The sequence below is a fragment of the Sporosarcina sp. FSL K6-5500 genome, from assembly GCF_038005665.1.
In the GTDB taxonomy this organism is placed as follows: domain Bacteria; phylum Bacillota; class Bacilli; order Bacillales_A; family Planococcaceae; genus Sporosarcina; species Sporosarcina psychrophila.
The window spans coordinates 2,671,183-2,683,433 of the sequence record NZ_JBBOTP010000001.1; the positions used below are offsets into that span (position 1 = coordinate 2,671,183).

Below are 12,251 nucleotides of genomic sequence, written 5' to 3' on the forward strand. Positions count from 1 at the left end.
AAGGGGAGAAAAAATCATGAAAAAGCTTTTAGGGGGAATAGTATTAGCAGTACTTGTATTGGCATTGGTAGCTTGCGGAGCGAAAAATGACAGCGATGATAAAAGTACAAGTGGGGAAGACAAAGCTGACAAAGAAACTGTTGAAGAAACGGAAATCGTCATTGGTGCATCTAACACACCGCACGCAATCATTTTAGAAAAGGCAGCACCGATATTGAAAGAAAAAGGAATTGAACTTGTCATTGAAACATACCAAGACTATATTTTGCCAAATAAAGATCTAGAATCAGGCGAATTGGATGCGAACTTCTTCCAGCACATTCCTTATTTAGATCAACAAGTAATTGACCACGGTTATAAGTTTGCGAATGCAGGAGCTATCCATATCGAACCGATGGCTGTTTACTCGACGAAATATAAATCAATTGATGAACTTCCAGACGGTGCAGTTATTATTTTTAGTAACTCAGTAGCTGAACATGGCCGTGTCCTATCTTTGTTAGAGTCGGCTGGGTTAATCAAATTGGCTGACGGAGTAGATAAAGTAACAGCTGAAGTGAAAGACATTGTTGACAACCCTAAAAATCTGGAATTTGATGCGAATTACGAACCATCACTTTTACCACAATTGTATAAAAATGATGAAGGCGATGCAGTAGTTATCAACGCAAACTATGCAATCGATGCAGGTTTGAATCCACTTGACGATTCTATCGCGATTGAAGAGACAGAGTCGCCATATGCAAACATCATCACAGTAAGAGAAGGCGATGAAAATACTGAAGCAATTAAGATTTTGGTTGACGTGTTGAAATCGAAAGAAATCCAAGACTTCATTCTCGAAGAGTGGGGCGGCGACGTCATTCCTGTGAAGTGATTTGATGATGAAAGTGGACAACTATCTTTACCCATCACCTAGATTGTCATCTTAGAAAAAAGGGAGATTATGAAATGAAGAAATTTCTAACAGGTGTTTTATTAGCAGTACTGATACTCGCGCTTGCAGCTTGCGGAACAAAAAACACTAGCGGCAGCAATAATGTAGGCGAAAAAGAAACAACTAAGATTGTTGTCGGAGCTTCCAATACACCGCATTCGATCATTCTAGAACAAGCAAAACCATTGTTGAAGGAAAAAGGTTATGACCTTCAAATCGAAACATATCAAGACTATGTGTTGCCGAATAAAGATCTTGAATCCAGCGAACTCGATGCAAACTACTTTCAGCATATTCCTTATCTCGAATTACAAATTGAAGATGCGGGATATGACTTTGTAAATGCAGGCGGCATTCATATTGAGCCAATCGGCGTTTATTCGAAAAAGTATAAATCACTTGATGAACTTCCAGATGGTGCGACGATTTTAATGAGTAGCTCTATTTCTGATCACGGACGAGTGCTTGCGATGCTTGAATCAAAAGGGCTTATCAAACTTGACGAAAGTATAGATAAAACAGCTGCTGAACTGAAAGATATCGTTGAAAACCCTAAAAACATCAAATTTGACGCAAACTATGAGCCGGGATTAATGCCGCAGCTTTACTCAAATGATGAAGGCGATGCATTGCTGATCAACTCGAACTTTGCAATCGATGCGGGTTTAAATCCGATTAAAGATTCTATTGCTATCGAAGACGCGGATTCACCTTATGTAAATATCATCGCTGTAAGAAAAGGTGATGAAGATAAAGATTCGATCAAAGCTTTGATTGAAGTATTGAAGTCAAAAGAAATTCAAGACTTTATTTTAAAAGAATGGGATGGCACAGTCGTTCCGGTAAAATAAGTATGAAGAAAACTCCGCCGAAGATTTTGAACTCGGTGGAGTTTTCTTTTTTCCAATAGATGTTAATCACAAATAGATGTTCCAATAGCAAAAATATTATGGTATTGTTGTCTCTTAAATACATATATTTATCATAGGGGGATATGGTTTTGAAGTTCAAAATTGGTCTAATATGGCGTATCGTTATTGCCATTGGATTAGCAATTGTACTCGGTGTACTTCTACCGAAGATACCGACAATCGGAGCAGCCTTTACGGACTGGTTTGTCAGTCTTGCCGCAACATTTAATATGATTTTTGGAGGTTTCCTGAACTTTATAGTGCCTCTAATCATTATTGCGTTCATCACGCCCGGAATCGCTAAGCTTGGCAAGGGATCTGGTAAGCTCCTTGGACTGGCAACAGCATTTGCATATATATCTACAATTGTAGCTGGTATTATTGCATATTTTTCGGCAACAGCATTATTGCCAGGATTTATCGGAAGTCTTGGAGACGGCAAGGTAGAAAAAGCAGGTCGAGCTGCCGCGGAATCCTTTTTTGAACTTGAAATGACACCGATTATGGGTGTTATGTCAGCGCTCCTTCTCGCATTCGTACTAGGTATAGGTATGGCATCCATTGGTAGTAAGGCAATGCTCTCTGTATTCGAGGAATTGAATGTTCTAATAGAAAAGGTGATTGCATTCGTTATCATTCCGCTGTTACCATTCCATATTTTCGGGATTTTTCTAAATATGACATATACCGGTGAAGTTGCGAAGGTTCTTTCCGTGTTTGCGCTGGTATTCGTTATGATTATCGTTCTTCATTTCATCATGCTAACGATTCAATATACGATTGCTGGTTCTCTTTCAAAACGCAATCCGTTTTTCTTGATGAAAACGATGGCACCTGCCTATTTCACTGCACTAGGGACACAATCGTCTGCAGCGACTATCCCGGTTACGTTAAGTCAAGCACGTAAAACAGGTGCGTCGGACAAGGTGACTGATTTCACGATTCCACTTTTCGCGACAATTCACCTATCGGGAAGTACAATCACACTTGTATCATGTTCAATCGGTGTCATGCTTATGAATGGAATGCCAGTTGAATTCAGTGATTATCTTCCATTCATCTTCATGCTAGGTGTTGCAATGATTGCAGCTCCTGGAGTCCCAGGAGGTGCAGTAGTAGCGGCAACTGGACTACTCGTTTCGATGCTAGGTTTTGATCAGACGATGGTTGCACTTATGATTGCACTTTATATGGCACAAGACAGCTTCGGAACAGCAACGAACGTCACAGGTGATGGCGCACTCGCTATTATCGTTGACAGATTCACGGATAGTGACGATGCTAAAACAAATTTAGAGCCAGATCAATACTAATAATTCGAGTTTGAACCGGTACATTACGTGCCGGTTTTTTGAATTGTGTGGTTTCTCATTAAAACTGGATAATTGAAAATGAGCGAAGTCTAGAAGAATGTATGCATACAAGTCTTGAATTAAGGGCATTCCTTTCAAATGAAACGATTCTCAATGATTTGCAAGGCAATGCTTATTACGTTAAGATTAGAATGATACTAAATTGAGAATGGATATCCGTTCATCTTTAATATATTGGAGGTATTGGAATGGCTACTTTAGAAATTAAAGACCTTCACGTTGAAATTGAAGGCAAGGAAATATTGAAAGGCGTCGATTTGACGATTAATACAAATGAGATCCATGCAATCATGGGTCCAAATGGTACAGGTAAATCTACACTCGCGCAAGCGATTATGGGGCATCCCAAATATGTTGTGACATCTGGCACAATCAAACTTGATGGTGAAGATGTACTTGAAATGGCAGTGGACGAGCGCGCTAGAGCGGGTATCTTCCTTGGCATGCAATATCCAAGCGAAATTACAGGCGTAACAAACGCTGACTTCCTTCGTTCTGCAATCAATGCTAAACGTGAAGAAGGCGACGAAATTTCATTGATGAAATTCATCCGTGAACTCGACAGCAAAATGGAATTCCTTGAAATGGACGAAGACATGGCTACACGTTACTTAAACGAAGGTTTCTCAGGTGGAGAAAAGAAACGTAACGAAATTCTTCAGCTTACAATGTTGAAGCCTAAATTTGCAGTGCTTGATGAAATTGACTCCGGTCTTGATATCGATGCATTGAAAGTTGTTTCAAAAGGCATCAACGAAATGCGCGGCGAAGATTTTGGTTGCCTAATCATCACTCATTACCAACGTCTTCTTGACTATATTACACCAGACAAAGTTCACGTTATGATGCAAGGTAAAGTTGTTAAATCCGGTGGAGCTGAATTAGCACATAAACTTGAAGAACAAGGATATGACTGGATTAAAGAAGAACTTGGCATCGAAGACGAAACTGTCGGGCAGGAAGTTTAAGAAAGGAGGACGATTCAAAATGACGGTTGAAACAAAGTTGGCATTAACCGAACAGGACGTCCGTTCCTATTCCGCTAAGATGAATGAAGCAGATTGGATGGCGGATTTCCGCGCAGACGCATTAGTGAGAGCGGAACAGCTTCCAATGCCAAGACCAGATAAAACGAAAATTGACAAATGGAACTTTACGGAATTCCCTGCCCATACGGTAGAGAGTACTGTGTATGCTTCCTTGGACGAGCTTTCTGAAGAAGCGCGTGCACTTGTTGATAAAGAGCAACAGAACAGTATTTATGTACAGCACAACAACACACCAGCTTACTTGTTTTTATCTGAAGAGTTGAAAGCTAAAGGTGTCATCATGACAGATATTTTCACAGCATCACGTGAACATAGTGATCTTATGAAAAAATATTTCATGACAGACGGTGTGAAGGTAGACGAGCATAAACTGACTGCACTTCATGCAGCACTTATAAACGGTGGCGTTTTCGTATATGTTCCGAAAAATGTTGTTGTAGAAGAGCCAATTCAAGTGTTGTTTTTACATGATGATGAACAAGCTTCACTCTTTAACCACGTTCTTATTGTGGCAGAAGCGAATAGTTCAGTGACGTATGTCGAGAACTATTTATCGACTGTAGAAGAAGCAAAAGGATTAGCTAATATCGTATCTGAAGTATTCACAGGTGATAATGCACAAATTACTTACGGTGCGGTTGATGTACTTGCGAAAGGATTTACAACTTATGTGAATCGTCGTGGAGTTACAGGACGCGATAGCCGAATTGATTGGGCACTTGGACTGATGAATGACAGTGATACGATTTCTGAAAATATCACGCATCTTGTTGGTAACGGATCTCATTGCGACATGAAGACAGTTGTTGTTGGACGCGGTAAACAGCGCCAAAACTTCACAACTGAAATCGTTCACTGGGGAACGGATACAGAAGGATTCATCTTGAAACACGGTGTTGTTAAAGAAGAATCTACATGTATCTTTAACGGTATCGGAAGAATCGCAAAAGGTGCAACAAGAGCGAACGCTGTCCAAGAGTCACGCGTCCTTATGTTAAGTGAAAGGGCACGCGGAGACGCAAATCCAATCCTTCTTATCGACGAAGATGATGTAACAGCAGGACACGCGGCATCTGTTGGTCGTGTTGATCCACTGCAACTATTTTACTTGATGAGCCGTGGGATTACTCAACATGAAGCAGAACGCCTTGTCATTCATGGTTTCCTTGCGCCTGTAGTCAGCAAATTGCCGATTGAAGGCGTTAAGAAACAATTGACGGAGGTTATCGAAAGGAAAGTGCGCTAATGCTCAGTACAGACATCCGCAAACATTTCCCTATATTGGACCAAGAGATAAACGGGCATCCGCTCGTTTATCTAGATAGTGCTGCGACTTCTCAAAAGCCGCGCCAAGTAATAGAAGCAATAAGCAATTATTATAGCTTTGATAATTCAAACGTCCACCGTGGTGTGCATACGCTTGGTAATCGTGCGACGGAAGGGTATGAAGGAGCGCGCGAGAAAGTGCGCAACTTCATCAATGCGAAGTCGACTGAAGAAATCATATTCATGCGCGGTACGACAACGGCTTTAAATACAGTTGCACAAAGTTATGGACGGGCGAATGTCGGTGAAGGTGATGAAATCGTCATCACATACATGGAGCATCATTCAAACATTATTCCATGGCAACAGCTGGCAAAAGAAAAAGGGGCAGTGTTGAAGTACGTCGACCTTGAGGAAGACGGCACACTATCACTTGAAAAAGTCCGAGAAGTTGTTACAGACCGGACCAAAATCGTGTCCATCATGTACGTATCGAACGTACTTGGTACGATGAATCCAGTTAAAGAAATTGCAGAAATTGCACATGCACATGGAGCTGTTATGGTTGTCGATGGTGCGCAAGCTGCTCCGCATCTGAAAATCGATGTACAGAAACTAGATTGTGACTTTTTCGCTTTTTCGGGACATAAGATGTGCGGTCCTACCGGTATCGGTGTTCTGTACGGTAAAAAAGATTTACTTAACAAAATGGAGCCGGTCGAGTTCGGCGGCGAAATGATTGATTTCGTTGGTTTGTATGAATCGACATGGAAAGAGCTTCCTTGGAAGTTTGAAGGCGGTACGCCGATAATTGCAGGTGCAATTGGTTTAGGCGCAGCAATCGACTTTCTTGAAGAAATCGGGCTAGATAACATTGAACGGCATGAACACGAACTTGCTAAATATGCAATGGAACGGATGTCGGAAATCGATGGACTTAAGATTTACGGTCCACTCGATCCTGAGAAACGTGCCGGACTTGTTACTTTTAATCTGAACGATGTCCATCCACATGACGTTGCAACCGTGCTCGATATGCATGGTATTGCCGTCAGAGCAGGTCACCACTGTGCTCAGCCGCTTATGAAATGGCTCAATGTATCATCCACGGCACGCGCAAGCTTCTATATTTATAATACGGAAGCTGACGTTGACCGCCTCGTGGACGGACTCCGTATCGCAAAGGAGTATTTCGCAGATGTCTACTAACAAATTAGATCAGTTATATCGTTCGGTCATCATGGACCATTATAAAAACCCTAGAAATAAAGGCGTCATCGAAGAAAGTAGCATAACTGTCGATATGAATAATCCGACATGTGGCGATGTGATCCATCTGACTTTACAAATAGATGATGGCATTGTTCAAAATGCAAAATTCGAAGGCGATGGCTGTTCAATTTCAATGGCATCTGCGTCGATGATGACGCAGATTGTTAAAGGTAAAAAAGTAGATGAAGCATTAAAAGCGGCCTCTATCTTTTCGGACATGATGCTGGGCAAAGATGTTGACGACTCCATCGACCTAGGTGATATTGAAGCACTTGCGGGAGTATCGAAATTTCCTGCCCGTATTAAATGTGCAACATTGGCATGGAAGGCGATGGAAAAGGGAGTCGGAAATGACTCCGAACAGTAACTAAAAGGACGGAGGAATAGTAATGGCTAAAAAAATGCCGGATATCGGCGATTACAAATATGGGTTTGCTGACAAAGACGTTTCCATTTTCCGTTCGGAACGTGGTTTGACAAAGGAAATCGTTGAAGAAATTTCAGGTATGAAGAACGAACCTCAATGGATGCTTGACTACCGCCTGAAATCATTGGAAATGTTCTACAAAATGCCAATGCCACAATGGGGTGGAGATCTAAACTCCCTTAAATTTGACGAGATTACTTACTATGTTAAACCTTCTGAAGGGGCGGAACGCTCTTGGGATGAAGTACCAGAAGAAATCAAGCGTACGTTTGATAAACTTGGTATTCCTGAAGCTGAACAAAAATACCTTGCAGGTGTTTCTGCACAATACGAATCTGAAGTTGTTTACCATAATATGAAACAAGAACTTGTCGACCTTGGAATTGTGTTTAAAGATACAGATTCAGCACTAAAGGAAGACGAAGAACTGTTCAAAAAGTATTGGGGAACAATCATTCCAAACTCAGATAACAAGTTCGCTGCATTGAACTCGGCTGTATGGTCAGGCGGTTCGTTCATCTATGTACCACCGGGCGTTAAAGTTGAAACTCCACTTCAAGCCTATTTCCGTATTAACTCGGAAAACATGGGTCAGTTCGAGCGTACTATGATTATTGTTGATGAAGGAGCAAGCGTCCATTACGTTGAAGGATGTACTGCACCTGTTTATACAACGAATTCACTTCACAGTGCTGTCGTTGAAATCATTGTTAAAAAAGATGCGTATTGCCGTTATACAACAATCCAAAACTGGGCAAATAACGTTTACAATCTTGTAACGAAGCGTGCAGTTTGTGACGCAAACGCAACAATGGAATGGATTGACGGGAACATCGGCTCTAAATTGACGATGAAATATCCTGCAATCATTCTTAAAGGCGAAGGCGCACGTGGTATGACACTTTCTATCGCACTAGCAGGAAAAGGTCAGCATCAGGATGCTGGAGCGAAAATGCATCACCTTGCACCAAATACGTCTTCTACAATCGTGTCGAAATCAATTTCACAACACGGTGGTAAAGTAACGTATCGCGGAATCGTTCACTTTGGACGTAAAGCAGATGGCGCACGCGCGAACATCGAGTGTGACACGCTGATTATGGATGACTTGTCGACATCTGACACGATTCCATATAACGAAATCCTGAATGATAACATTTCACTTGAACATGAAGCGAAAGTTTCTAAAGTATCAGAAGAACAGCTCTTCTACTTGATGAGCCGCGGAGTTCCTGAACTTGAAGCAACTGAAATGATCGTTATGGGCTTCATCGAACCATTCACAAAAGAATTGCCGATGGAATATGCTGTAGAAATGAACCGTCTTATCAAGTTTGAGATGGAAGGTTCAATCGGGTAATTATCATATCGAAAAACCGGCCACTAGGGTCGGTTTTTTCGTCTTTACATATATATTCGGCCACACCATAGTCGCTACGTGTATAGTTGCTTTAGAATGCTTTGGATTGAATGACTTCTATACTCTTAACTAAAAGTAAGCAAGAAACGCATTGTACAATGTGCAAGAGTGCCCGAAATTGCATCTTCGGGCACTTACAATCACTATAGAAAGTCAACTATTCGTTTCATTCAAACATAACTGCACTTTTCACTCGAACATTGTAGGAACGCGACAGGCAACTATTCACAACAAGATTACTGAAAAAAGTGTAACTAGAAGTGACGGAGTCACTTCTAGTTACACTAGGCCCCCCTCAGTAAATCTGTCATGAATAATTCACCGAAAGCGAACCGAAAATGATCCAGTGAAAATGGATTTTCCCAAGCCCTACTCACCAATATTTCATGCAAATAAATGGTTAATCAACAGACGTGATATTCGGCACTACTTATTTAGAATTAACTAGGTGGTATACTTCATCAAATCTGTTGTCTAAATATGTTAATATAGATAGTACCGATTCATTTGAAAGGAGGCAGAGGAATGATCCAAATCGGATTAACCGGTTGGGGTGACCATCCGGACGTATATAACTCTTCCTCTTCGAAGAAAGAAAAATTAATTGATTATAGTGCACACTTTCCAATCGTCGAACTGGATGCTACTTTTTATGCCATTCAGCCGGAGCGTAATATTCGCAAATGGATTAAAGAAACGCCAGATAACTTCCGATTCATTGTCAAGGCATACCAGGGTATGACTGGGCATCATCGGGGTGAACTCCCGTATGCATCTGTGGATGAAATGTACAATCTTTTCCGGCTATCGGTTACACCACTTCAAGAAGCAGGCAAACTAGCGATGATTCTTGTCCAATTCCCTCCATGGTTTGACTGTACAAAAGAGAATGTTGAGGAAATTCGCTTCGTTTGCGCTAAATTGCATGGATTCGATATCGCCGTTGAATTTAGGCATCAGTCATGGTATTCACCCAAATTTCAACTAGAAACTCTGTCTTTTTTGAAGAAACTGAACGTAATTCACTCGGTGTGCGATGAACCGCAAGCAGGGCATGGGAGTATTCCGCTAATAGCAAATACCACTCGTCCGGATAAGGTTCTTGTTAGATTGCACGGCCGTAATGTAGCAGGGTGGCGCAACACTACGGGTGATGATAAAGCATGGCGTAAAGTTAGATATCTGTATAACTACAATGACACTGAGCTGAAGGAGATTCAATCAGCTGTTCAAAAATTAAAACAAGAAACGAATGAGGTTTTCGTCATTTTTAACAATAATTCCGGCGGACATGCAGCACAAAACGCGAAACATTTTCAAAAAATGCTCAATATCAACTACGAAAGTCTGACGCCGAAGCAGCTTGACTTTTTTGAAGGAGAATTTTGATGGAATTTATTTTATTGGCCGTTATCGGTCTAGCATCTGGAATTGTTGGGGCACTTGTCGGATTAGGTGGTGGTATCATTCTGGTGCCAGCAACACTTTACGTTGGCATTAACCTTGGCTTAATCGATGGAATTACACCGCAAACCGTCGTTGGGCTATCTGTTATTATGATGATCTTTACGGGCTTGGCGTCGACAATTTCCTATATGAAGACAAAAACAATTGATTTCAAAAGTGGGTTCATCTTTTTCTTAGGAAGTGTTCCCGGGACACTTATCGGTGCATTTGTGAATAAAGGACTTGACCTGCCATCATTCAATCTCTATTTTGGTATTTTACTTATTCTATTATCGACGCTTCTTCTGGTACGTAAATATTTGAAACCGGTCAGCTGGTTTGTCAATCACGGCAAAAAAAGAACTTTCACGGATAATACAGATCAGACTTTTATTTATGGGTACCCTGTTTGGTTTGCATTATTGCTGACATTTGGCGTCGGATTTGCATCGGGTCTTTTCGGCATCGGAGGAGGTTCAATCCTCGTACCAGCGATGATTCTACTCTTCTTATTCCCACCGCATGTCGCAGTCGGTACATCTATGTTCATGGTGTTTTTATCAGCTCTCGTCAATTCAATCACGCATATTTCTCTTGGCAATGTACCGTGGCTTTATACGATTCCAGTCATTCCAGCAGCTTATATCGGGGCTAAAATAGGTGCTCGGTTAAATCAAAAGATGAAATCGGAAACGCTTGTTGTTGCACTGCGAATTATCCTGCTCTTACTAGGAATCAGATCGATTATTGACGGACTTATGGGGTGACATATGAATCACAAGGTTGAAACAATTCATTTCTATCATACAAATGATATCCACAGTCATTTTGAAAGCTGGCCGCAAATTAGTAGGCTTCTTTGTGACAAAAAGCGCGAGCATTTAATAGAAGGAGATGCTTGTTATCATTTTGACATCGGAGATCACGTTGATCGTTCTCATCCATTTACGGAAGGGACGAAAGGTCAAGGAAACATCCGATTGTTGAATGAAGCAGGCTATGATGCGGTAACAATCGGCAACAACGAAGGAATTACCATGTCGAAAGAGGCTTTATCTACTCTTTATAAGGATGCCAAGTTCGATGTCATTCTAAGTAATTTATACGAAGAAGATGGTAGTCGTCCAAAATGGTTGTTACCTTATAGAATCTACGTTACTGAGCAAGGGACAAGAATTGGTGTTATAGGAGCTACTGCAGAATATAAAGCCTTCTATTTGAAGCTCGGCTGGCAAGTGACGGCGCCTCGCCAAAATTTAAAGCTTGTTGCTGAAAGCATTGCTGCTGAGACGGATGTAATTGTTTGTCTATCACATATGGGAATCCATGAAGATGAAAAGCTTGCAGAAGAATGTTCAGAAATCGATGTCATTTTAGGCGCGCATACGCATCATCTATTTCATGACGGCAAATTGATTGGTAATACACTTTTGGCTGCAACAGGTAAATACGGTGAGTATGTTGGTCATGTAACCGTGAAATTTAACACGGATGCTAAAGAACTTTTACAAATGGATGCGGAACTTGTCAGGACAGATTCGATTGAAAGCAATGAAAAAGATATTGAAAAAGTAAATGATCTAATCAAAATAGGAAAGCAGGCAATGGAGGAACAAGTTTTTTATAATCCTTCTCACTTATCTCAAAATCTATTTGATGTTAGTTCGCTGTCCTCTTTCTTTGGTAGAGCGCTCATTGCGTATTCTCAATCGGATTGTGCCATGTTTAACGCAGGAATATTTCTAGGTAGTCTCGAAAAGGGGTGGGTGACAAAAGAGGATTTACATTCACTTCTACCTCATCCAATCAATTTATGTCTCATTACACTCGATGGATCAGAATTGAAAGAAGTCTATGAGCTGTCATTAACGAAAGAGTGGCCGCAAATTGAAATCAAAGGACTTGGTTTCCGTGGCTCGTTAATGGGTGCGATGATTCATGAAAGACTTTATAAAAATAGAAATGATCAGCTTTTTGCGGGCAATCGGGAGGTTGTATCAGGTCAAAAATATACACTTGCAACACTGGATATGTTTACTTTCGGTTTTTTCTTTCCATCGCTTAAACATGCAGAAATAGAGTACTATATGCCTGAATTAATCAGGGATGTGCTTGGTTGGTACGGAACCACACTAATTAAAGAATGAACG

At 41.0% G+C, this 12,251-nt stretch carries 11 protein-coding genes; all 11 read left to right on the forward strand.

Annotated features, from left to right (window positions below):
• Window positions 1-16: 16 nt before the first annotated feature.
• The gene (locus MKX62_RS12765) at window positions 17-877 is read left to right on the forward strand and encodes a MetQ/NlpA family ABC transporter substrate-binding protein (protein WP_067206323.1); all 861 of its coding nucleotides are present in this window, start codon (window positions 17-19) and stop codon (window positions 875-877) included.
• Between the two features lie 74 nt (window positions 878-951).
• Entirely contained in the window at window positions 952-1,788 is an 837-nt protein-coding gene (locus tag MKX62_RS12770) for a MetQ/NlpA family ABC transporter substrate-binding protein (protein WP_067206326.1), read from the forward strand.
• Window positions 1,789-1,937: 149 nt separating this feature from the next.
• Window positions 1,938-3,161 carry a dicarboxylate/amino acid:cation symporter gene (locus tag MKX62_RS12775; RefSeq protein WP_067206328.1) on the forward strand — a complete coding sequence of 408 codons (1,224 nt, stop codon included), beginning with the start codon at window positions 1,938-1,940 and terminating at the stop codon, window positions 3,159-3,161.
• A gap of 248 nt (window positions 3,162-3,409) precedes the next feature.
• Complete coding sequence (gene sufC / locus MKX62_RS12780; protein ID WP_067206330.1) at window positions 3,410-4,189, forward strand: Fe-S cluster assembly ATPase SufC; 780 nt, start codon at window positions 3,410-3,412, stop codon at window positions 4,187-4,189.
• Window positions 4,190-4,208: 19 nt separating this feature from the next.
• Window positions 4,209-5,516: a Fe-S cluster assembly protein SufD gene (gene sufD, locus MKX62_RS12785; RefSeq protein ID WP_067206333.1), complete on the forward strand. Its 1,308-nt coding sequence runs from the start codon at window positions 4,209-4,211 to the stop codon at window positions 5,514-5,516.
• On the forward strand, window positions 5,516-6,745 hold the full coding sequence (locus MKX62_RS12790) for a cysteine desulfurase (RefSeq protein WP_067206336.1): 1,230 nt from the start codon (window positions 5,516-5,518) through the stop codon (window positions 6,743-6,745). Before sufD ends, MKX62_RS12790 begins: the two co-directional genes overlap by 1 nt.
• Window positions 6,735-7,175 (forward strand): Fe-S cluster assembly sulfur transfer protein SufU, encoded by a 441-nt coding sequence (sufU, locus tag MKX62_RS12795; protein WP_067206339.1) that lies wholly within the window; start codon window positions 6,735-6,737, stop codon window positions 7,173-7,175. The genes MKX62_RS12790 and sufU overlap by 11 nt, the downstream gene beginning before the upstream one ends.
• Window positions 7,176-7,197: 22 nt before the next feature.
• Window positions 7,198-8,595 (forward strand): Fe-S cluster assembly protein SufB, encoded by a 1,398-nt coding sequence (sufB, locus tag MKX62_RS12800; RefSeq protein WP_067206342.1) that lies wholly within the window; start codon window positions 7,198-7,200, stop codon window positions 8,593-8,595.
• 585 nt (window positions 8,596-9,180) lie between these two features.
• Complete coding sequence (locus tag MKX62_RS12805; RefSeq protein WP_340741585.1) at window positions 9,181-10,044, forward strand: DUF72 domain-containing protein; 864 nt, start codon at window positions 9,181-9,183, stop codon at window positions 10,042-10,044.
• Entirely contained in the window at window positions 10,044-10,868 is an 825-nt protein-coding gene (locus tag MKX62_RS12810; protein ID WP_067206346.1) for a sulfite exporter TauE/SafE family protein, read from the forward strand. Before MKX62_RS12805 ends, MKX62_RS12810 begins: the two co-directional genes overlap by 1 nt.
• A 3-nt stretch (window positions 10,869-10,871) precedes the next feature.
• Complete coding sequence (locus MKX62_RS12815) at window positions 10,872-12,248, forward strand: bifunctional metallophosphatase/5'-nucleotidase (protein WP_340741586.1); 1,377 nt, start codon at window positions 10,872-10,874, stop codon at window positions 12,246-12,248.
• Window positions 12,249-12,251 lie beyond the last annotated feature (3 nt).

Coding starts and splice junctions, on each gene's coding strand:
- MKX62_RS12790 (WP_067206336.1), top strand. CDS start 5,516: ATGCTCAGTACAGACATCCGCAAACATTTCCCTATATTGGACCAAGAG.
- MKX62_RS12765 (WP_067206323.1), top strand. CDS start 17: ATGAAAAAGCTTTTAGGGGGAATAGTATTAGCAGTACTTGTATTGGCA.
- sufB (WP_067206342.1), top strand. CDS start 7,198: ATGGCTAAAAAAATGCCGGATATCGGCGATTACAAATATGGGTTTGCT.
- MKX62_RS12810 (WP_067206346.1), top strand. CDS start 10,044: ATGGAATTTATTTTATTGGCCGTTATCGGTCTAGCATCTGGAATTGTT.
- sufD (WP_067206333.1), top strand. CDS start 4,209: ATGACGGTTGAAACAAAGTTGGCATTAACCGAACAGGACGTCCGTTCC.
- MKX62_RS12815 (WP_340741586.1), top strand. CDS start 10,872: ATGAATCACAAGGTTGAAACAATTCATTTCTATCATACAAATGATATC.
- MKX62_RS12770 (WP_067206326.1), top strand. CDS start 952: ATGAAGAAATTTCTAACAGGTGTTTTATTAGCAGTACTGATACTCGCG.
- MKX62_RS12805 (WP_340741585.1), top strand. CDS start 9,181: ATGATCCAAATCGGATTAACCGGTTGGGGTGACCATCCGGACGTATAT.
- sufU (WP_067206339.1), top strand. CDS start 6,735: ATGTCTACTAACAAATTAGATCAGTTATATCGTTCGGTCATCATGGAC.
- sufC (WP_067206330.1), top strand. CDS start 3,410: ATGGCTACTTTAGAAATTAAAGACCTTCACGTTGAAATTGAAGGCAAG.